Consider the following 20185-nt stretch of genomic DNA (forward strand, 5'->3'; position numbering starts at 1 on the left):
GTAACCCTCTGAGCCAAGGACCGTGATCGACGTGAAGGTCGGCATCCCCCGCGAAGTCAAGAACAACGAGTTCCGCGTGGCGATCACGCCTGCCGGTGTGCACGAGCTCGTCCGCCACGGCCACCAGGTCGTCGTCGAGGAGAACGCCGGGGCCGGCTCGTCCATCACGGACGAGGAGTACGTGGCCGCCGGGGCGCAGATCCTGCCCTCCGCCGACGAGGTCTGGGCCACCGCGGACCTGCTGCTGAAGGTCAAGGAGCCGGTTGCCGAGGAGTACCACCGCCTCCGCAAGGACCAGACCCTCTTCACGTACCTGCACCTCGCCGCCTCCCGTGCCTGCACGGACGCGCTCCTGGAGTCCGGCACCACCGCCATCGCCTACGAGACCGTCGAGACCGCGAACCGCGCGCTGCCGCTGCTCGCTCCGATGTCCGAGGTCGCGGGGCGCCTGGCTCCGCAGGTCGGCGCCTACCACCTGATGCGTTCTGTCGGCGGCCGCGGTGTGCTGCCCGGCGGTGTCCCCGGCACGGCGGCAGGCAAGGCCGTCGTCATCGGCGGTGGCGTCTCCGGCTGGAACGCCACGCAGATCGCCGTCGGTCTCGGTTTCCACGTCACGCTGCTCGACAGGGACATCAACAAGCTCCGCGAAGCCGACAAGATCTTCGGCACCAAGGTGCAGACCGTCGTCTCCAACGCCTTCGAGCTGGAGAAGGCCGTCGTCGAGGCCGACCTCGTCGTGGGCGCCGTGCTGATCCCCGGCGCGAAGGCCCCGAAGCTGGTCACCAACGAGCTCGTCGCCAAGATGAAGCCCGGAAGTGTACTTGTCGACATTGCAATTGATCAGGGTGGTTGCTTCGAGGACTCGCACCCCACGACGCACGCCGAGCCGACCTTCATGGTTCACGACTCGGTCTTCTACTGTGTCGCGAACATGCCGGGTGCGGTCCCGAACACCTCCACCTACGCCCTCACCAACGCGACGCTGCCCTACATCGTGGAGCTGGCGAACCGTGGCTGGGCGGAGGCGCTGCGCCGGGACGCCGCGCTTGCCAAGGGGCTCAACACCCATGACGGGCAGGTTGTTTACCGCGAGGTGGCCGAGGCGCACGGCCTCGATCACGTCGAACTGAGCACGCTCCTCGGCTGACGGGTCAGCGCCTCCCGTCAACCTCGTGCGTCCGGCCGGACCTTGCCGAGCAAGGTCCGGCCGGACGTGTGCCGGGCCTCCCGGAGGCCCCGCGCAACTCGCCTCGAACGTAACCCTTTAACCGATTCGTGCACCCGCGAAAAGTGCGCCCGGAGGACTGTGTGCCCTTGACAGAGGGGTGTTCGATTGCCGACACATCGGGCCGGGTCCGGCGGATTGTGTTGCTGCGGACCGGTGACACGCCATAGAGTCGCCAATCGTCGGCATGGTGCCACGCTGACCTATCGATAAGTTTCCTGGTCACGTCCAAGGAGGTAAGACGACTTGTGAATGAGTCGACATTTACTCCCGGGGGTGTTCATCCAGGGATGCCTGCACGGGGCCAGAGCCCGAACGGGCTGGAGGCTGTCGGCTCCGTCGCTGTCCGCACCTTCGCCACCCACCAGCACATGACGACAGCCCCCCAGATGATGGACGGCCTACACGTGAACGCCACGGCCGGCAACGAGAGTGGCCGGGACACCGCCCACTTCGCCGACTTCGAGGAAGCGCCCCAGGGGCACTTCTACGACCCAGATGCCGAGTACGAGCCCGATCCGGAGTACGCGGCCACCCTCGCGCCCGACGCCGCCCGGCAGCGCCGTGAGCGGATCGGCCCGACCGGACGGCCCCTGCCCTACTTCCCGATTCCGGGCCCGCTGACCGATCACGGTCCCGCGAAGATCATCGCGATGTGCAACCAGAAGGGCGGCGTCGGCAAGACCACGTCGACCATCAACCTGGGTGCCGCGCTCGCGGAGTACGGCCGGCGCGTCCTGCTCGTCGACTTCGACCCGCAGGGAGCCCTGTCGGTCGGCCTCGGCGTCAATCCGATGGAGCTCGACCTCACCGTTTACAACTTGCTCATGGAGCGGGGCATGGCGGCCGACGAGGTCCTCCTGAAGACCGCCGTACCCAACATGGACCTGCTGCCGAGCAACATCGACCTGTCGGCCGCCGAGGTCCAGCTGGTCAGCGAGGTGGCCCGCGAGTCCACGCTGCAGCGCGCCCTGAAGCCGTTGATGGCCGACTACGACTACATCGTGATCGACTGTCAGCCTTCGCTCGGCCTGCTCACGGTGAACGCGCTGACCGCCGCGCACAAGGTGATAGTGCCGCTCGAGTGCGAGTTCTTCGCGCTGCGCGGTGTGGCGCTGCTCACCGAGACCATCGAGAAGGTCCAGGAGCGGCTCAACCCGGAGCTGGAGCTCGACGGCATCCTCGCCACCATGTACGACTCCCGTACGGTGCACAGCCGCGAGGTCCTCGCGCGCGTCGTCGAGGCCTTCGACGACCACGTCTACCACACGGTCATCGGGCGCACGGTCCGCTTCCCGGAGACCACGGTCGCCGGTGAGCCCATCACCACGTACGCCTCCAACTCGGTCGGTGCCGCCGCCTATCGCCAGCTCGCCAGGGAGGTGCTCGCCCGGTGTCACGCCGAGTGAGTCTGCCCGGGGCCGACGAACTGTTCCGTACCACCGGGGGGATGGGGCTGCAGTCCTCATCACCTGCGGAGCGGCGGCGCAAGGCGAACGGCGAGACCCGGGTACCGGCTCCGGCCGGCGAGGCGGATTCCGGGGACGGCACGCGGGCAGAGGACTCCGAGGCCTCCGCGGCCCCGTCCTCGCAGGAGGAGCACTCCGCTGCGGACGCCGACGCGAACACCGGTGGCTCGCGCACCCGCGCCGGTGAGAGCGATCGCGTCGCGGTGGCCGCACAGGCCGGACGTAGGCCCCAGCCGCCGTCCTCGCAGGAACCCGTTCCCGCCCCCGTCGTCCAGCAGCAGCGCAGACGGGGCGGCGGACGCGGGGCGAACCGGCGGCCCAGCGGCCGGGAGCGTCACGACGAGAAGATCACGGTCTACGTCTCCGCCGAGGAGCTGATGGACCTCGAACACGCACGGCTCGTGCTGCGCGGTGAGCACGGCCTGGCCGTCGACCGCGGGCGGATCGTCCGTGAAGCCGTCGCCGTGGTCCTCGCGGACCTGGAGTCGCGGGGCGACGCGAGCATCCTCGTACGGCGTCTGCGCGGCCGCTGAGGGGTGCGGCGCCGGTAGCCTGCCCGGAGGGCGGCCGTCCGTCGAGCGGCGCGGCCCGTCCGTACGGGCCGCCGCCCGCCGCCCGTGTCCCGTCCCACCCTGGATCTCCATGCCGACACCCGACCAGCCCGCCCGCACCTCCCGCCGTCCCCTGGGCCGCGGGCCGGGCGGCGGACCCCTCCCCGGGGAGCGGCCGGACGCGGAGGGGGCGCCGGCTCAGGTGGCGGACGTGGCCCCCGTGGACGAGGTCCCCGCGGCCGGTGGTGTCCTCGCGGTGCACACGGCCCCGGCGGACGAGGTCCCCGCAGTGCACATGGCCCCCGTGGACGAAGCCCCCGCGGACCGGGTTCCCAGGGGGGAGGCGCCGGCGGACGAGGTCCCCGCGGCCGGTGGTGTCCCCGCGGTGCTCACGGCCCCCGCAGTCGAAGCAGACGCCCCGGGTCCCGTCCCCGCCACGGCCCCCGGCTCCGCCGGCACCCCCGGCGACGGGCGTTTCACTGTTCGGCTGGCGAATTTCGAGGGTCCCTTCGATCTGCTGCTCCAGCTGATCTCCAAGCACAAGCTGGATGTGACCGAGGTCGCCCTGTCCAAGGTCACCGACGAGTTCATGGCGCACATCCGGGCCATGGGGCCGGACTGGGACCTCGACCAGACCACCGAGTTCCTCGTTGTCGCCGCCACCCTCCTCGACCTGAAGGCCGCCCGGCTGCTGCCCACGGCCGAGGTGGAGGACGAGGGCGACCTGGCGCTCCTGGAGGCCAGGGACCTGCTGTTCGCGCGGCTGCTGCAGTACCGCGCGTACAAGCGCATCGCCGAGATCTTCAGCGCCCGCCTCGAAGCCGAGGGCCGGCGCTTCCCCCGTACCGTCGGACTGGAACCGCACCACGCCGCGCTGCTGCCGGACGTCATCATCAGTATCGGGGCCGAGGGCTTCGCGCGGCTCGCGGTGAAGGCGATGCAGCCGAAGCCCAGACCGCAGGTCTACATCGACCACATCCACGCCCCCCTGGTCAGCGTGCGCGAGCAGGCGGGGATCGTGGTGGCGCGGGTGCGCGAAGCGGGGGAGATCAGCTTCCGGGTACTCACCGAGGACGCCCCGGACACCCTCACCGTCGTGGCACGGTTCCTGGCCCTGCTGGAGCTCTACCGGGAGAAGGCCGTCGCCCTGGACCAGGACGAGGCGCTCGGCGAACTCACGGTGCGCTGGGCCGGGGGGACGGACGCGGAGCCCACAGTGACGGACGAGTTCGACCAGGAGACACAGAGCGTGCACGACGAGCGGCAGGACGTGAAGGCATGAGCGAGCAGGACGTCACCGGCTCCGCCGTCGCGGACCTCGATCTCAAGCCGGCGCTGGAGGCCGTCCTCATGGTCGTCGACGAGCCCGCGACCGAGGAGCACCTGGCCAAGGTGCTGGAGCGCCCCCGGCGGGCCGTCGCCGCCGCGCTGCGGGAGCTGGCCGACGAGTACTCCGTCCAGCGCCGTGGTTTCGACCTCCGTCCGGTGGCGGGCGGCTGGCGCTTCTACACGCGCCCGGAGTACGCGCCGGCGGTCGAGGGCTTCGTCCTGGACGGCCAGCATGCCCGCCTGACGCAGGCGGCGCTGGAGACCCTCGCGGTCGTCGCGTACCGCCAGCCGGTGAGCCGGTCGAGGGTCTCCGCGGTGCGCGGCGTGAACTGTGACGGGGTCATGCGGACCCTGCTCCAGAGGGGTCTGGTCGAGGAAGCGGGCGCGGAACCCGAAACAGGTGCGATCCTGTACAGGACGACGAACTACTTTCTGGAGCGGATGGGCCTGCGTGGCCTGGATGAGCTCCCGGAGCTCGCGCCCTTCCTCCCCGAGGCGGACGCGATCGAGGCTGAGACGCTAGAGGGTGTGCCGTCGTTCGATCCGGACGCACCGGACACCCCGGATACTCACGCAGACGACAAGACGGACTTTTGATGCGAAGCAGTGGCAGGAACAGCGGCAGCAGCGGCGCCGGCGGCAGGAGCGGCGGCAACAGCGGCGGCGCCAGGAGCGGCGGCAGCGGCGGCAGGAGCAGCAGGAACAACGCCGGCACCGGCAGGAACACCAACCCGAACGCCCGGACGCCCGGCTCCGGGCGTGACGACAATCAGGAGCAGCGCCCCCGCCGTCCCCGTCCCGAGGAGCGGCGCTACGACGTGGGCAACGACAAGCCCGGCGGCGACGGCGGCACCCGCAAGGGCCGCGGCGCGGCGGCGCGCGGCGGAGCCAAGGGCGGCCCCAAGGCCGCGACGAGCGGTTCCAGGAGCAGCGGCCGGCGGGCCCCGTACGGCGCCCCCGCCCGTCCGCGGGAGCTCGATGCCAAGATCGAGCAGCGCAACCGTGACAGGTACGCGGACAAGCCCGAGATCAAGACGCCCAAGACCCACCCGGGCGCCGAGCAGGAGGGTGAGCGCCTGCAGAAGGTGCTCGCCAGGGCCGGCATGGGCTCGCGCCGCGCGTGCGAGGAGCTCATCGAGCAGTCCCGCGTGGAGGTGAACGGCGAGATCGTCGTCGAGCAGGGCAAGCGCGTCGACGTGAACAAGGACGAGATCAAGGTCGACGGCCTGACCGTGGCGACCCAGTCCTACCTGTTCTTCGCGCTGAACAAGCCCGCAGGCGTCGTCTCCTCCATGGAGGACCCGGACGGCCGCCAGTGCCTCGGCGACTACGTCACCAACCGTGAGACGCGTCTCTTCCACGTCGGCCGGCTGGACACCGAGACCGAGGGCATCATCATGCTCACCAACCACGGCGAGCTGGCCCACCGTCTCACCCACCCGAAGTACGGCGTGAAGAAGACCTATCTCGCGGCCATCCAGGGCCCGCTCCCGCGCGACCTGGGCAAGCGGCTCAAGGACGGCATCCAGCTGGAGGACGGGTACGCCCGCGCCGACCACTTCCGCGTCGTCGAGAACACCGGCAAGAACTACCTCGTCGAGGTGACCCTCCACGAGGGCCGCAAGCACATCGTCCGCCGGATGCTGGCCGAGGCGGGCTTCCCCGTCGAGCGGCTCGTGCGCACCTCGTTCGGACCGATCCCGCTGGGCGACCAGAAGTCGGGCTGGCTGCGCCGGCTCACCAACACCGAAGTGGGCATGCTGATGCGCGAGGTCGGCCTGTAGACCCCCCCCGCAGGGTCGGAGGACCCCGCACACCGCTCACGGCCCGCGGCCGGCTCCTGGATTTCGATTTTCGAACAGGAACCGGCCGCGGGTCTTTTGCTGCCCCCGTTCCCGCTTTATAGTCAGAGTGACTATTAAGGAGGCGGGCGTGAGTCTCGCGGATGTGCTCGATCCCCTGCAGCAACCCCTGGTGACGGTTCTGGACACCCCGGTCAGCTGGACCGAGGTGCTGGGCTTCGGCAGCGGTGCGCTGTGCGTCTGGCTCGTGGCCCGCCAGCACCTCGCCAACTGGCCGATCGGCATCGCCAACAACGTCTTCTTCATCCTGCTGTTCGCCCAGTCAGGTCTGTACGCGGACGCGGGCCTCCAGATCGTCTTCATCGCCCTTGCCGCGTACGGCTGGTGGACCTGGACCCACGGGGGTGGACCAGGGACGGCCGGCCTGCCGGTGCGGCGCACCGCCCGCGCCGAGTGGGCCGGGCTGCTCGCGGCAGGGGCGGTGGGGACCCTCGCGCTGACCGTCCTGCTCGACCGGGCCACCGATTCGACGGTTCCGTTCTGGGACGCCCTGACGACCGCCCTGTCCCTGGCGGCGACGTACGGGCAGTGCAGGAAGCTCGTCGAGTCGTGGTGGCTGTGGATCGCCGCCGACGTGGTCTACATCCCGCTGTACGCGTACAAGGAGCTCTATCTGACCTCGCTGCTGTACGTGGGCTTCCTGACGCTGTGTCTGGTCGGCCTGCGCAACTGGCGGCGGGACCTCACCGTCCGCCACCCCGAGCCCGTGGAGGCCGTGGCATGAAGCGTTTCGCACACGGGCTGGTGCTCGGGAAGTTCTATCCGCCGCACGCCGGCCACCACCACCTCGTCCGCACCGCCAGGGACCGTTGCGAGCGGCTGACGGTGCTGGTCTGCGCCGCCTCGGTGGAATCCGTGCCGCTGGCGGACCGGGTCGCGTGGATGCGTGAGGTGCACCCGGACGTGACCGTGGTGGGCGCCGTCGACGACACCAGGATGGATCTCCACGACCCGGCGATCTGGGACGCCCACATGGCCGTCTTCACCGGGGCCGTGCCCGATCCGGTGGACGCGGTCTTCACCTCGGAGTCGTACGGGGACGAACTGGCCCGCCGCTTCGGCGCCGAGTCCGTCTGCGTGGACCCCGGCCGCACGGTCTTCCCGGTCTCCGGCACCGCTGTCCGCGCGGACCCGGCCGGCTGCTGGGACTTCCTCGAACCGCCGGTCAGGGCGGCGCTCGCCCGCCGGGTCGTCGTCCTCGGCGCCGAGTCCACCGGAACCACCACCCTGGCCCGCGACCTTGCCGCGCACTACCGGCGGCGAGGCGGCATCTGGGCGCACACCGGCTACGTCGCCGAGTACGGGCGCGAGTTCAGCGAGCAGAAGCTCGCCGCGCTGCGCACCCGGTGGCCGGACGCCCAGTGGGAGGACGTCTCCTTCACCACCCACGACTTCCCCCTCATCGCCGAGACCCAGAACGCCCGTGAGGAGGCAGCCGCCCGCACCGGCTCCCCGCTGCTCGTCTGCGACACCGACTCCTTCGCCACGACCGTGTGGCACGAGCGGTACGTCGGCGGCCGCAACCCCCTGGTCGAGCGCACCGCCGACCGGGTCACCCACCACCTGTGGCTGCTCACCGACCACGAGGGCGTCGCGTTCGAGGACGACGGGCTTCGCGACGGCGAGGAGCTGCGGCCCTGGATGACCGATCGCTTCCGGGCCGAACTCACCCGCACCGGAAGGGCGTTCACCGAGGTCACCGGAAGTCGGGAGGAACGGCTGGCCGCTGCGGTGGCGGCCGTCGACGCCCTGCTCGCTGACGGCTGGGACTTCGCCGCACCCCTCCCGGAGCGCCGGTGAACGCCGCCGCACCCGAGGGCTACGACCCGCACGCCTTCGAGCCGTTCGCCGTCACCGTCGACCTCGCCGTCTTCACCGTCCGCGAGTCCCGGCTGCACGTCCTGCTCGTCGAACGCGGCGAGGACCCGTACAAGGGCCACTGGGCGCTGCCCGGCGGCTTCGTGCTGCCGCGGGAGTCCGCCGGGACCGCGGCCCGCAGGGAGCTGGCCGAGGAGACCGGGCTGACCGAGGACACCGTCTCGGCCCTCCACCTGGAGCAGTTGCGCACCTACAGCGACCCGGACCGGGACCCCAGGATGCGGGTCGTCTCCGTCGCCTACACCGCACTCGTCCCCGACCTGCCCGAACCGCGCGGCGGCGGCGACGCGGCCCGTGCCCAGTGGTGGGACGCCGGACGGCTCGGCACCCTCGCCTTCGACCATGACCGCATCCTCGGCGACGCCCGCGCCAGGATCGGCGCCAAGCTCGAGTACACCTGCCTGGCCACCGCGTTCTGCCCGCCCGAATTCACCCTGGGGGAGCTCCAGCAGGTGTACGAGACGGTGTGGGGCGTCGAGCTGGACCGGCCCAACTTCCGGCGCAAGGTCCTCGCCACACCCGGCTTCGTCCAGGCCGTGGAGGGACCACCGCGCCGCACCGGAGGGCGGGGAAAGCCCGCAGCCCTCCACCGGGCGGGCGCCGCCACCGCGCTGCACCCACCACTGCTGCGACCGGAAGGAAGAAGCACGTGATCGTGACCAGGACCCTCACCAAACAGGCCGCCACCGGCGCGCTGACCGGGCTCGCGCTCGGCGACGCACTGGGCTTCCCCACCGAGTTCAACAACGTGCCGTCGATCCTCGCCAAATGCGGGCCGTGGCGCCAGATGCGGCTGCCGAAGCCGGCGTTCGTCACCGACGACACCCAGATGACGCTGGCCCTCGGGCGCGGAATCCGCACCGCCATGGACCGCGGACTGCTCACCCCGCTGCGGCTGGTACGGCCGGTGCGCGACGAGTTCGTCGACTGGTACCACTCACCCGACAACAACCGCGCCCCCGGCCGCACCTGCATGACCGCCTGCCGACTGCTCGACAGCGACCGTCTCTGGCAGGAGGCGAGTCGCACCGGATCCAAGGGCTGCGGCGCCAACATGCGCGTCGCACCCGTCGGACTCGTTCCCGGACTGAGCGAGGAACAGCGCGCCGGCGCCGCCCAGCTCCAGGCAGCCCTCACCCACGGACACCCGACGGCACTCGCCGCGTCCGACCTGACGGCCCGTGCGGTGTACCTGCTGGCGCAGGGCGCGGAACCGATGGGCCTGATCGGGCAGCTGCGCAGCTACGCGTACGAGAACAGCAACCGCTACCTCACCCGCTGGCTCGGCGACCTCTGGCGCCACGCGGGCGACTCCTCCCCGGAGCTGTACATCCAGCGCGGCTGGGACGAGTGCCTCGCCGCGCTGGCCCGCGTCCAGGACGCCCTGCGCCGCCCCTCCCCGGAGACCGACCCCTGCGAGAGCACCGGTGACGGCTGGATCGCCGAGGAGGCCCTCGCCACGGCCCTGCACTGCTTCCTGCTCTTCCCCGACGAACCCGTCACCGCCCTGCGCCGCGCCGCCTGCACCCGGGGCGACTCGGACTCGCTCGGCTGCCTGACCGGCGCTCTGGCCGGGGCGCACCTGGGGTCGGCGGCCTGGCCCAAGGAATGGTCGGAGCGCATCGAGTACCGGAGCGACCTCCTGTCGCTGGGGGCGCTCTGGGACGCTTGAGCCATGCGTACGGACACCACACTCCTCCAGGAGGCCGGACTGCCGGTCACCGACCTCGGCCCGGTCATCGCCGGGGAGCGCCACCCGCTGCTGTTCGCCACGGTCTCCGGGGCGCATCTGTACGGGTTCCCCTCCCGGGACTCGGACGTGGACCTGCGGGGGGTCCACGTCCTGCCCGCCGAGGACCTGGTAGGACTCAGGGAGCCCGAGGGGACCCGCTCGCGGATGTGGGACAGCGACGGGGTGGAGATGGACCTGGTCACCCATGATCTGCGCAAGTTCGTCCAGCTGATGCTGAAGCCGAACGGCTACGTCCTGGAGCAGCTGCTCTCCCCGCTGGTCGTGTACACGACTGCTCTGCACGCGGAGCTGGTCGCTCTGGCCCCGGCCGTCCTCACCCGCAACCACGCCCACCACTACCGCGGATTCGCCACCACCCAGTGGCGGCTCTTCGAGAAGACCGGCGGGCTGAAACCGCTCCTCTACACCTTTCGGGCGCTCCTCACCGGCATCCACCTGATGCGCAGCGGCGAGGTGACGGCGCACCTGCCGACGCTGCTCACCCGGGTGCCGGCGCCCTCCTACGTACCGGCGCTGATCACGGCGAAGGCGGAGGCCGAACACGGGGGAGCGGAGGGAGTGGACCGGGCGACGGTGGTCCAGGACATCGAGTCGCTGCACCGGACACTCGACGGGGCGCAGGCGGACTCGGGGCTTCCGGACGCGCCGAGCGGGTTCGACGCACTGCACGAACTGGTGGTGCGGGCGCGTCTCGCCCCCGCCGACTGAACCGCGCCCCTCTGCCCGGCGTCAGCCGGCCGAACCGTCCCCGGCCGACAGCGCCGCCAGGGCCGACGCCTGCCGGGCGCGGATCAGGAAGTCCTCGACGCGCGCCCGGTCCGGCTGTTCCGGCAGCGGGGAGACGGTGGCCGCCTCGTCGCTCTCCGCAGCCAGACGCGTCATCCGCCGCTCCACCTCCGACCAGGCGACCTCACCCCGCTTGACCGCCAGCAACTCCTCCCGGGCGGCGCCCACGTCGATCGTGAGCTCTCCCGTACGCAGCAGATCCCGGCTGCTCGCGAGCAGCCGCAGCAGATGCATCGCGTGCTTCCAGCGCGGCTCCCCGTACTGCCGTACGTCCGCCTCCAGCTTCCTGCGCTGACCGAGCGCGTAACGGACGAAGGTTCCATGGGCCCGGCGGGACAGGAACGCTCCACGCAGCGAGAGGAGTTCACGCCCGGTCGCGTCGAGTCGCTCCACCAGCGGCGAGTGCAGGCACTCCAGCACATTGGGGTTGGCCCGCAGTGCCAGTTCGCAGAACCGCTCCAGCTCCCAGGAGAACTGCTCCTCGGCCGGGCCGTCGACATGGGTCGGCGGCTTGTCGAACCGCCAGAACAGCGGGGTCGGGGCGAGGAACACCCCGCGCCGGTCGGTGTCGCTGCCGTCCGTGGCGAGCCCGAAGGCACGCGAGCCCATCACGCAGGAGTAGACCGTGTGGTCGCGGACCAGGTCCTCGTCGCCGGGGGAGATCATGCGGGGGAGGCTACGCGAGGGCGGTGCACCCCGCCCGGGTGGCAGCGGATTCCGGTGCGGGCCGCGGTTACGCCCCCGCCGTGTCTCACGGACAGGGCGCCCCGGCGGGGGACGGCACCACCCCTCTAGGCTGAAACGCAAGCGCAGATGCGGCAGGCAGGCACAGGCAAGGAGCACGACGTGGCGGTACGAGCGGTCCGTGGAGCCGTCCAGCTGGAGCGGGACGAAGCCGGGCACATGGACGAGCAGGTCAGCGCCCTGCTCACCACCGTCCTGGAGCGCAACAGCCTGGTCGCGGACGATCTCATCAGCATCTGGTTCACGGCCACACCCGATCTGCACTGCGACTTCCCGGCCGCCGCGGCGCGCGGGATCGGTATCGTCGACGTACCGCTGATCTGCGCCCAGGAGCTGGACATCGAAGGGGCCATGCCCCGGGTGGTCCGGATCCTCGCCCACGTCGAGACGTATCTCGCCAAGTCCGAGATCGCCCACGTCTACCTCGGCGCCACCGCCTCCCTTCGCAAGGACATCGCCCAGTGAGAACCGCCGTCGTCATCGGAACGGGCCTCGTCGGCACCTCCGCCGCCCTCGCCCTCGCCGGGCGGGGCATCAAGGTCCACCTCGTCGACCACGACCCGGAGTCGGCCCGCACCGCGGCCGCACTCGGCGCCGGTACGGACGAGCCGGCCGAGGGCCGCGTCGACCTGGCGGTCGTCGCCGTCCCGCCCGCCCACACCGCGACCGTGCTCGCCACCGCCATGAACAGCGGCGTCGCCCGCGGCTACCTCGACGTCGCGAGCGTCAAGGGCGGTCCGCGCCGCGAACTGGAGGCGCTGGGGATCGACCTCACGCCGTACATCGGTACGCACCCCATGGCCGGCAAGGAGCGCTCCGGCCCCCTCGCCGCCACCGCCGATCTGTTCGAGGGCCGCCCCTGGGTCCTCACACCCACCCGGGACACCGACACCGAGGTCCTCAACCTCGCGCTGGAGCTGGTCGCCCTCTGCCGTGCGGTTCCGGTCGTCATGGACGCCGACGCCCACGACCGGGCCGTCGCCCTCGTCTCCCACACTCCGCAACTGATCTCGTCGATGGTCGCCGCCCGCCTGGAGGAGGCCGACGAGACCGCGGTGCGCCTGTGCGGCCAGGGCATCAGGGACGTCACCAGGATCGCCGCCTCCGACCCCCGGATGTGGGTGGAGATCCTGTCCGCCAACCCCGGCCCCGTCGCCGACGTCCTCGCCGGGGTCGCCACCGACCTGGAGGAGACCGTACGGGCGCTGCGCGGCCTGCAGTCCGCCGACGAGGACAAGCGGCGCGAGGGCACCGAAGGCATCCAGGACGTCCTGCGCCGCGGCAACGCCGGCCGGGTCAGGGTGCCCGGCAAGCACGGCGCCGCCCCCGCCTCGTACGAGGTCGTGGCCGTCCTGATCAGCGACCGCCCCGGCGAGCTGGCCGGGATCTTCGCGGACGCGGGCCGGGCCGGGGTCAACGTCGAGGACGTACGGATCGAGCACGCGACCGGTCAGCAGGCGGGCCTCGTCCAGCTGATGGTCGAACCGAGCGCCGCCCCGGCCCTGAGCGCGGCGCTGCGCGAGCGGGGCTGGTCGATCCGGCAATAGCCCTTGGGGCGCCGGGCCGGGAGGCACTTTTCCACAGGGGTGGTCGGGCCCGCCCCGGCACTCGGTAACCTTGTGTGGGGCGGGTTCGCGCGTCCCGTCCCGCCCACCCCGCGTACCAGGAAGGTGTCCACCACCGTGGAAACCGTAAGCGCCGCCGCCCGGACCGCCCCGGCCGCAGTGATCGTCGCCATCGACGGCCCCTCCGGAACCGGCAAGTCCAGCACGTCCAAGGCCGTCGCCGCCCAGCTCGGCCTGAGTTACCTGGACACCGGTGCGCAGTACCGCGCGATCACCTGGTGGATGCTGAGCAACGGCATCGACGTGCAGAACGCGGCGGAGGTGGCGACCGCGGCCGACAAGCCCGTCATCGTCTCCGGCACCGACCCCACCGGCCCGACGATCACCGTCGACGGCGAGGACGCCTCCGGCCCGATCCGTACGCAGGAGGTCACCTCCAAGGTCAGCGCCGTCAGCGCCGTCCCTGAGGTGCGCACCCGGATCACCGAGCTGCAGCGCACCATCGCGGCCGGAGCGGAGAAGGGCATCGTGGTCGAGGGCCGCGACATCGGCACCACCGTGCTGCCCGACGCCGACATCAAGATCTTCCTGACCGCGTCCCCGGAGGCCCGCGCGGCCCGCCGCAGCGGCGAGGTCAAGGGTTCCGATCTGGCCGCCACCAAGGAGGCGCTGATCAAGCGGGACGCCGCCGACTCCGGCCGCAAGACCTCGCCGCTCGCCAAGGCGGACGACGCGGTCGAGGTGGACACCACCGAGCTGACCCTCCAGCAGGTCATCGAGTGCGTCGTCACCCTCGTCGGGGAGAAGCAGGCCGCGAAGTGACACCTGCCACGGGCGCGCCCACGCTGCGCGGAGCGGCGGTCGGGCGCGGCATCGGGATCGGGCTGATGTACGGGCTCTTCAAGCCCCGTGTCCTCGGTGCGTGGCGGGTCCCCGCCGCCGGACCCGTCATACTCGCGGTGAACCACTCGCACAACATCGACGGTCCGATGCTGATGGGCACCGCGCCCCGGCCCGTCCACTTCCTGATCAAGAAAGAGGCGTTCGTCGGCCCCCTGGACCCGTTCCTGCGCGGAATCGGTCAGCTGAAGGTGGACCGCTCGATCGCCGACCGGACCGCCATCACCCACGCCCTCGGCGTGCTGGAGGACGGCGGGGTGCTCGGGATCTTCCCCGAGGGCACCAGGGGCGAAGGAGACTTCGCCTCACTGCGCGCCGGACTCGCGTATTTCGCGGTACGCAGCGGGGCGCCGATCGTGCCCGTGGCCGTACTGGGAAGCACCGAGCGCCGCGGGCGGTTGATATCAGCACTGCCGCCGTTGCGCAGCCGTGTCGATGTCGTCTTCGGCGAAGCGTTCGACGCGGGCGACGGCAGCGGGCGGCGGACGCGCACGGCGCTGGACGAGGCGACGCTGCGGATCCAGGGACGGCTGACCGGCCACCTGGAGCAGGCCGGGCGCCTCACCGGGCGCACCGGGTAAGACGTGAGTAGTGGACCGCGTGCTGCGTGGTCCATCGATGATGATGCAAAGAGGAACGGACTTCATGAACGACCAGATTCACTCCGGCGGCTCGGACCACGAGCACGGAGCGCTTGGCGATGCCGAGTACGCGGAGTTCATGGAGCTCGCCGCGCAGGAGGGGTTCGACCCCGAGGACGTCGAGGGCGCCATTGGTGAGGCCGGTCACGGACCGCTTCCCATCCTCGCCGTCGTTGGCCGTCCCAACGTCGGGAAGTCGACGCTGGTGAACCGGATCATCGGCCGTCGCGAGGCCGTCGTCCAGGACAAGCCCGGCGTCACCCGTGACCGTGTCAGCTACGAGGCCGAATGGGCGGGCCGCCGCTTCAAGGTCGTCGACACCGGCGGCTGGGAGCAGGACGTCCTCGGTCTGGACGCCTCCGTCGCCGCCCAGGCCGAGTACGCGATCGAGACGGCCGACGCGGTCGTCTTCGTGGTCGACTCCACCGTCGGTGCCACCGACACCGACGAGGCCGTCGTCAAGCTGCTGCGCCGGGCCGGCAAGCCCGTCGTGCTCTGCGCCAACAAGGTCGACGGACAGAGCGGCGAGGCGGACGCCACCGCCCTCTGGTCGCTCGGCCTCGGCCAGCCGCACCCCGTCTCCTCGCTGCACGGCCGCGGCACCGGCGACATGCTGGACGCCGTGCTGGAGGCGCTTCCAGAGGCGCCGGCCCAGTCCTTCGGCACGGCGGTCGGCGGCCCGCGCCGCATCGCTCTGATCGGCCGTCCGAACGTCGGCAAGTCCTCGCTGCTCAACAAGGTGGCCAACGAGGACCGGGTCGTCGTCAACGAGCTGGCCGGTACCACCCGAGACCCGGTCGACGAGCTGATCACCCTCGGTGGCATCACCTGGAAGTTCATCGACACGGCCGGTATCCGGCGCCGGGTCCACCTCCAGGAGGGCGCGGACTACTACGCCTCGCTGCGTACCGCGGCCGCTGTGGAGAAGGCGGAGGTCGCCGTGATCCTGATCGACTCCAGCGAGTCGATCAGCGTCCAGGACCAGCGCATCGTCACCATGGCGGTCGAGGCCGGGCGTGCGATCGTCGTCGCCTTCAACAAGTGGGACACCCTCGACGAGGAGCGCCGCTACTACCTGGAGCGCGAGATCGAGACGGAGCTCGCGCAGGTCGCGTGGGCCCCGCGGGTCAACGTCTCGGCCCTCACCGGCCGCCACATGGAGAAGCTGGTCCCGGCGATCGAGACCGCGCTGGACGGCTGGGAGACCCGTGTCCCGACGGGTCGGCTGAATGCCTTCCTCGGCGAGATCGTGGCCTCCCACCCGCACCCGATCCGGGGCGGCAAGCAGCCCCGCATCCTCTTCGGCACCCAGGCGGGTACCAAGCCGCCGCGCTTCGTGCTCTTCGCCTCCGGCTTCCTGGAGCACGGTTACCGTCGCTTCGTCGAGCGTCGGCTGCGCGAGGAGTTCGGCTTCGAGGGCACGCCGATCCACATCTCGGTGCGCGTCCGCGAGAAGCGCGGCCGCAACAAGTAGGCGACCGATGGCGCCGTCCTGTGCGGAAGGCGCCAGGACGGCGATCAACGGGCGCACCGGACGCCCTCGGGCCAACGGGCACCCAACCCCCGGAGACGCCGGAGTCCGACGGCCGTGCACAGCCCCGGACGCACCGGAGCCCCGGACCGCTCGCTCAGCGAGCGGTCCGGGGCTCCGTCGTGCAGTCAGGCTTCCCGTGAACCCGGCGGCAGCGCCGCGGGCTGCTGGACCCGTCCCGCGTGGCGTCCCACCCGCTGCCACGAGCCGAGGCCGCCGGTGTGGCTGCTCGGGCCGCTCCCGTGGCCGCCCGTCCCGCCGGCGGTGCTCCCTGCCCCACCCTGCGCGGAGTGCGCGGCATGGACACTCAGCGGGGTGCGCGAGCCGAACAGCCCGGCACCGAAGCCCGGCAGACCCAGACTCTCCTCGCCGCTCCGATCACCCGGCAGCGCCCTGAACGACCTGCGGTACTCGGAGTACAGCGCGTCGTAGATCGGGGTGTGGGACGGGCCGCCCGATGGGTCCTGCGCGGGACGCATGGCAGGGATCGGGCTCGGACGCTGGTGGGAGGGGTCGTATGAGTGCACGTATGTGCCAACGACCCCGCCGTCCGTGGGATGCGGGCCCGCGGGAGAAATCGCGCTCCGTCGCGGGCGCGCGGGGGGCCCGGACATGATCAGGTGCCGGCCAGCGGCATGGCCGCCGCGACCAGCAACCCGCGGGCCGCGGCCTTCTCCAGGGCATCGCGCAGCAGGTCCTCGCGGGGCTGCTGACCGATCGAGCCGGCCGGCGCCGCGTAGACCAGCACGGTCTGCGACTTGTTGGCCGCGGTCCGCCAGCCCTCCGTGACCTGAAGGGGCGCGTGGGCCTGCCACCAGGCCACCGGAGCGCCGCCGCCCGTGCCCGGCTGGAGCACCGCGTGCAGCTGCCCCATGGCGAGCAGGATGGACCAGCCGTGCAGCACCTCCGGGACCTGGTCCATCCGGTGCACCGGCCGGAAGCTCTGCTCCAGCAGCAACTGGAGGAACTCGTCGCCGCCGCTGCCGTCGGTGCCGGGGCGGGCGATCGCCCCGGTCGGCTCGACGACCAGGGCCGGGTGGAGTTCGTCGTCGATCAGGACGAGGCCGCTGGTGATGCCGAGCACCGCCTGCTCGGGGGCCTGTCGGCCCTGGTCCTCCTGCTCGCTTCCGGTGATGCTGCGCACGGCCCCCTGGAGCTGCTCCTCGGCCACCTGGACCACCTGTGAGGGAATGCAGGTCGCGTGGGCGAAGGCGAGGACGGCGGTCTCGTCGCCGACGAACAGCACCGTGCTGGTGCGCTCCTGCTCGGAGTCGCCGGGGGTGCGGCAGGAGGTGCAGTCGTAACTGCCGGGGGCGTTGTCGCCGACGAGCAGCCGGTCGGCTTCGGCGTCGCCGATCTCGGCGCGTACGTCCTCGCTGACGTCGAGCATGCGCGGCACGGGTGGCTCCTCGAACTCGGTACGTGCGCCGGGCGGTTCCCGGCTCATGAAGAAGACAACGGGTGAGCCGCTGTCGGGGTCACGCGGGAAGGGGAACGGAATCGAACCGCGACGGGCGCCTGCTCGGTGATACCCGGACAAATGCCGAAGGCCGAAACATGCCGTGCGCGTCCTGGGCATCCGGCCGGGGCGGTGGCGGCGGAGGGCCCTGCCGAGCCCCCGAGGCGCGGCTCCCCTCGGTGCTGTGTCGCCCGGTGGGCCGGAAATGCGCATGCTCCCGGTGTCCGCTATACGGGCAGAAGGGGGGTGGGGGTGGGGCCCGGTGGTGGGATGGTGTGGATATCGTCACCTCCGGATAAGGGTGCGATAAGTAAGGGTGAATTCCCGGTGGTGTGTTCATTTGGGCGCGGTCATTACGCAGCGAAATGGACGTCACCCGGTAGTGGCTATTCCGCTTGTTTTCCGGGTCATTCCGGCCCGCTTCTGTGATCATTTTCGGCGCTGTGTGATTACTGTGCGTCCGGTGCCGAATCATGCGTCCGAACGAATGACTTCGGGGGGAACACGTGTGGTGATCCTGTGACACAAGCGTGACCGGCGAGGTACGTGAGGATGCGGTGTGACCGGGCGGCGCCCCGGCTTCCACCGCTGCCCGGGTCCGCCTACGGTGGAGGGCATGGCACCTGTACCGAACGCCTCCGCCCAGCCGGACGACACCCCCGGCGCCTACGTCGGCCTTGCCGCCGAGACCGCCGAGCGGCGGGCCCGGGAGCGCGGCTGGGACACCGTCAGAGCCCTGCCGCCGGGCATGGTCATCACCATGGAGTTCCAGAGCGGCCGCATCAACTTCGAGGTCGATGCCGGCGTCGTCCGGCGCTGCTGGACCGGCTGACGGCTCCGTCCCGACGCGGCCGTCGCCCCCGTGCATGACTGAAGGCCCCGACTCCGGTCGGGGCCTTCAGCCATGCACGGGGGCGGACGACGCGCACAGGGCCCGCCCGTTCCGCTGGGTCAGCCGCCGGCCACCGGCCTGGCCGGCGAGGCGCCGCCGCGTGGTGCGCGGTCCGCGTGCGGCGGGCGACGGCTGCCGGCCGGGGTGACCGGGCTCCGCTCGGAGCGTGCGGGGTGGGCCGGGTGCGCGGGCGGTGCGGTGTGCGCCCGGGGACGGCCGCCGTTGGCCGCGACCACGGTGGTCTGGTGGCCCCCCACCCCGGACGTCGCCGAGGAAGCGGTCCCGGACGCCTCGCGGGCTGTGCTCCGGGCTGACTCGCCCGTGGCCTGCAGACCTGCCGGCGCGGGCCGGGGAGCACCCGCCGTGACAGGTGCCGGTACCGACGTCCTGCCGCGCGCGCTCAGCCACTCGCGGGCCGCGAAGATCCAGTTCTCGGCCCGGGTGATCAGGGGCTCGACCCAGGGCAGCCCCAGGAGGATCAGCAGCCCCGCCGCCCACCCGAGGACCACGTCGCTGAGCCAGTGCGTACCGAGGTAGACCGTGGTCAGGCCGACTCCGAGGGAGACGAGCGCGGACATGGCCGACAGGTAGCGCCTGGCGCGTGGCGTGGCAGCCAGGTAGGCAAGGATTCCCCAGGTCACCACGGCATTGGCCGTGTGCCCGGACGGAAATATATCGCCGCCGGCGAAGAGTTCCGCCGATCCGATCTGGGTCGCGTAGTGCGGGCCGAGCCGGCCGAGGCCGATCTTGACCGCGCCCACCGTCACATTGAGCAGCAGCAGCGAGGCGCCCAGCGTCAGCAGCGGCCGCAGGGTGTGCTGCCGCCAGGAGCGCCAGCCCAGCCAGCAGGCGACCATGACGGCGGTCGGCCCGCGCTGGCCGAGCACGACGTAGTAGTCGAGGAAGGCGTGGATGCCGGGCCACTGCTGGTACGGCCGGAAGAGCATGACCTTCCAGTCCAGGGCCACCAGCCAGGACGACATGAGCACGGCAATGACGATGGCCAGATAGAACGCCAACGTCCCGCCGAAGAGAGCGATGCGGTGACGGCTCATCCGCGGTGTCTCTATCTTCGGCGGCTCCGGCTCCCGGTCCAGACGGGCAAAGATGTCGGTACGCACCCAATCGACGTTACAGCGAGTGAGTGGGTGACCCGGTCGATCCGGCCGCTTTGTGATGACGATGTGATGTGGACTATGTCTCAGTGCGGCTCATTTTTCCGGGAGTCCGGTGAGTCGGGGCTCGCCCTGTTCCATTTATTCGGCAGGTATTCCGTAAGTGCATTCGGCTATTGACGGAAAAGCGCACCGGATGGCGAAGTGATTTTCTCGCGGGCACCCGCGGAGCCGAACGGACGGTGTCGGTCCGGTTACTGGACGCCTTCGGCGGGCGAGCTCGGGCGGTTGTGTGGCCACTCCCGTCCGTCGTGCGTACGGCAGGACAGCCGGTTGTCGCGGGTCGGGGTAGTGCCTCGGGGGGACCCGGTGCGGGCGGTCGCAGTGGCGTACGACACACTCGGCGGCGTCGGCAGGTATGAGATGGGCCACGTGCGGCCCCGTCGAACTCGCGTACGCTGACGGATCACTCGCCCGTCGATGCC

The 20185-nt window shown here is 71.3% G+C and carries 21 protein-coding genes; 17 read left to right on the plus strand and 4 right to left on the minus strand.

The annotated features are described in order from the left end of the window. Window positions 1–31: 31 nt before the first annotated feature. The 11 genes from ald to OG538_RS28820 all read left to right on the plus strand — a co-directional run bounded on the left by ald (window position 32) and on the right by OG538_RS28820 (window position 10775). A complete protein-coding gene (gene ald / locus OG538_RS28770; protein WP_406100355.1) occupies window positions 32–1147 on the plus strand; it encodes an alanine dehydrogenase in 1116 nt (371 codons plus the stop codon). A gap of 368 nt (window positions 1148–1515) precedes the next feature. After that, window positions 1516–2634: a ParA family protein gene (locus tag OG538_RS28775; RefSeq protein WP_406098358.1), complete on the plus strand. Its 1119-nt coding sequence runs from the start codon at window positions 1516–1518 to the stop codon at window positions 2632–2634. Further along, window positions 2631–3227 carry a hypothetical protein gene (locus tag OG538_RS28780; RefSeq protein ID WP_406100356.1) on the plus strand — a complete coding sequence of 199 codons (597 nt, stop codon included), beginning with the start codon at window positions 2631–2633 and terminating at the stop codon, window positions 3225–3227. Before OG538_RS28775 ends, OG538_RS28780 begins: the two co-directional genes overlap by 4 nt. A gap of 109 nt (window positions 3228–3336) precedes the next feature. Further along, a complete protein-coding gene (locus tag OG538_RS28785; RefSeq protein WP_406098359.1) occupies window positions 3337–4527 on the plus strand; it encodes a segregation/condensation protein A in 1191 nt (396 codons plus the stop codon). After that, window positions 4524–5171 carry an SMC-Scp complex subunit ScpB gene (scpB, locus tag OG538_RS28790; RefSeq protein WP_406098360.1) on the plus strand — a complete coding sequence of 216 codons (648 nt, stop codon included), beginning with the start codon at window positions 4524–4526 and terminating at the stop codon, window positions 5169–5171. The genes OG538_RS28785 and scpB overlap by 4 nt, the downstream gene beginning before the upstream one ends. Beyond that, window positions 5171–6358 carry a pseudouridine synthase gene (locus OG538_RS28795; RefSeq protein ID WP_406098361.1) on the plus strand — a complete coding sequence of 396 codons (1188 nt, stop codon included), beginning with the start codon at window positions 5171–5173 and terminating at the stop codon, window positions 6356–6358. The genes scpB and OG538_RS28795 overlap by 1 nt, the downstream gene beginning before the upstream one ends. A 148-nt stretch (window positions 6359–6506) precedes the next feature. Beyond that, window positions 6507–7160, plus strand: a complete 654-nt coding sequence (gene pnuC, locus OG538_RS28800; protein WP_406098362.1) for a nicotinamide riboside transporter PnuC — start codon at window positions 6507–6509, stop codon at window positions 7158–7160. After that, window positions 7157–8236, plus strand: a complete 1080-nt coding sequence (locus OG538_RS28805) for an AAA family ATPase (protein ID WP_406098363.1) — start codon at window positions 7157–7159, stop codon at window positions 8234–8236. Before pnuC ends, OG538_RS28805 begins: the two co-directional genes overlap by 4 nt. Then, window positions 8233–8967, plus strand: coding sequence for an NUDIX hydrolase (locus OG538_RS28810; protein WP_406098364.1), 735 nt, complete (start codon window positions 8233–8235; stop codon window positions 8965–8967). Before OG538_RS28805 ends, OG538_RS28810 begins: the two co-directional genes overlap by 4 nt. Then, complete coding sequence (locus OG538_RS28815) at window positions 8964–9986, plus strand: ADP-ribosylglycohydrolase family protein (protein ID WP_406098365.1); 1023 nt, start codon at window positions 8964–8966, stop codon at window positions 9984–9986. Before OG538_RS28810 ends, OG538_RS28815 begins: the two co-directional genes overlap by 4 nt. 3 nt (window positions 9987–9989) lie before the next feature. Beyond that, window positions 9990–10775, plus strand: coding sequence for a DNA polymerase beta superfamily protein (locus OG538_RS28820; protein ID WP_406098366.1), 786 nt, complete (start codon window positions 9990–9992; stop codon window positions 10773–10775). A 21-nt stretch (window positions 10776–10796) separates the two neighbouring features. On the opposite strand, the gene OG538_RS28825 is transcribed toward OG538_RS28820, so the two are convergent. Then, a complete protein-coding gene (locus OG538_RS28825) occupies window positions 10797–11519 on the minus strand; it encodes a DNA polymerase beta superfamily protein (RefSeq protein ID WP_406098367.1) in 723 nt (240 codons plus the stop codon). A 180-nt stretch (window positions 11520–11699) separates the two neighbouring features. Here OG538_RS28825 and aroH point away from each other — a divergent pair, with 180 nt between their 5' ends. The 5 genes from aroH to der all read left to right on the plus strand — a co-directional run bounded on the left by aroH (window position 11700) and on the right by der (window position 16177). After that, window positions 11700–12062, plus strand: a complete 363-nt coding sequence (gene aroH / locus OG538_RS28830; protein ID WP_148016041.1) for a chorismate mutase — start codon at window positions 11700–11702, stop codon at window positions 12060–12062. Continuing rightward, window positions 12059–13144, plus strand: coding sequence for a prephenate dehydrogenase (locus OG538_RS28835; protein ID WP_406098368.1), 1086 nt, complete (start codon window positions 12059–12061; stop codon window positions 13142–13144). The genes aroH and OG538_RS28835 overlap by 4 nt, the downstream gene beginning before the upstream one ends. 123 nt (window positions 13145–13267) lie before the next feature. Continuing rightward, complete coding sequence (gene cmk, locus OG538_RS28840; protein ID WP_406098369.1) at window positions 13268–13984, plus strand: (d)CMP kinase; 717 nt, start codon at window positions 13268–13270, stop codon at window positions 13982–13984. Next, window positions 13981–14643: a lysophospholipid acyltransferase family protein gene (locus OG538_RS28845; protein ID WP_406098370.1), complete on the plus strand. Its 663-nt coding sequence runs from the start codon at window positions 13981–13983 to the stop codon at window positions 14641–14643. The genes cmk and OG538_RS28845 overlap by 4 nt, the downstream gene beginning before the upstream one ends. 64 nt (window positions 14644–14707) lie before the next feature. Next, the gene (gene der, locus OG538_RS28850) at window positions 14708–16177 is read left to right on the plus strand and encodes a ribosome biogenesis GTPase Der (RefSeq protein WP_406098371.1); all 1470 of its coding nucleotides are present in this window, start codon (window positions 14708–14710) and stop codon (window positions 16175–16177) included. A 185-nt stretch (window positions 16178–16362) separates the two neighbouring features. Here der and OG538_RS28855 read toward each other — a convergent pair whose 3' ends face one another. Together OG538_RS28855 and OG538_RS28860 are read right to left on the minus strand one after the other, a co-directional pair. Further along, window positions 16363–16713, minus strand: coding sequence for a hypothetical protein (locus OG538_RS28855; RefSeq protein WP_406098372.1), 351 nt, complete (start codon window positions 16711–16713; stop codon window positions 16363–16365). A 137-nt stretch (window positions 16714–16850) separates the two neighbouring features. Beyond that, complete coding sequence (locus OG538_RS28860; protein WP_406098373.1) at window positions 16851–17633, minus strand: hypothetical protein; 783 nt, start codon at window positions 17631–17633, stop codon at window positions 16851–16853. Window positions 17634–18309: 676 nt separating this feature from the next. Between OG538_RS28860 and OG538_RS28865 the strand changes: the two genes are divergently transcribed. Beyond that, the gene (locus OG538_RS28865) at window positions 18310–18525 is read left to right on the plus strand and encodes an I78 family peptidase inhibitor (RefSeq protein ID WP_406098374.1); all 216 of its coding nucleotides are present in this window, start codon (window positions 18310–18312) and stop codon (window positions 18523–18525) included. A gap of 119 nt (window positions 18526–18644) precedes the next feature. On the opposite strand, the gene OG538_RS28870 is transcribed toward OG538_RS28865, so the two are convergent. Further along, window positions 18645–19706, minus strand: a complete 1062-nt coding sequence (locus tag OG538_RS28870; protein ID WP_406098375.1) for a phosphatase PAP2 family protein — start codon at window positions 19704–19706, stop codon at window positions 18645–18647. Between the last annotated feature and the right edge of the window lie 479 nt (window positions 19707–20185).

The sequence above is a fragment of the Streptomyces sp. NBC_01013 genome, assembly GCF_045162765.1.
Taxonomy (GTDB): Bacteria; Actinomycetota; Actinomycetes; order Streptomycetales; family Streptomycetaceae; genus Streptomyces.

Bases quoted from the DNA above. Each gene is read 5' to 3' on its own strand.
- OG538_RS28775 (WP_406098358.1), top strand. From the start codon at position 1,516: ATGCCTGCACGGGGCCAGAGCCCGAACGGGCTGGAGGCTGTCGGCTCC.
- OG538_RS28785 (WP_406098359.1), top strand. From the start codon at position 3,337: ATGCCGACACCCGACCAGCCCGCCCGCACCTCCCGCCGTCCCCTGGGC.
- scpB (WP_406098360.1), top strand. From the start codon at position 4,524: ATGAGCGAGCAGGACGTCACCGGCTCCGCCGTCGCGGACCTCGATCTC.
- OG538_RS28795 (WP_406098361.1), top strand. From the start codon at position 5,171: ATGCGAAGCAGTGGCAGGAACAGCGGCAGCAGCGGCGCCGGCGGCAGG.
- OG538_RS28805 (WP_406098363.1), top strand. From the start codon at position 7,157: ATGAAGCGTTTCGCACACGGGCTGGTGCTCGGGAAGTTCTATCCGCCG.
- OG538_RS28820 (WP_406098366.1), top strand. From the start codon at position 9,990: ATGCGTACGGACACCACACTCCTCCAGGAGGCCGGACTGCCGGTCACC.
- OG538_RS28825 (WP_406098367.1), bottom strand. From the start codon at position 11,519: ATGATCTCCCCCGGCGACGAGGACCTGGTCCGCGACCACACGGTCTAC.
- der (WP_406098371.1), top strand. From the start codon at position 14,708: ATGAACGACCAGATTCACTCCGGCGGCTCGGACCACGAGCACGGAGCG.
- OG538_RS28855 (WP_406098372.1), bottom strand. From the start codon at position 16,713: ATGCGTCCCGCGCAGGACCCATCGGGCGGCCCGTCCCACACCCCGATC.
- OG538_RS28865 (WP_406098374.1), top strand. From the start codon at position 18,310: ATGGCACCTGTACCGAACGCCTCCGCCCAGCCGGACGACACCCCCGGC.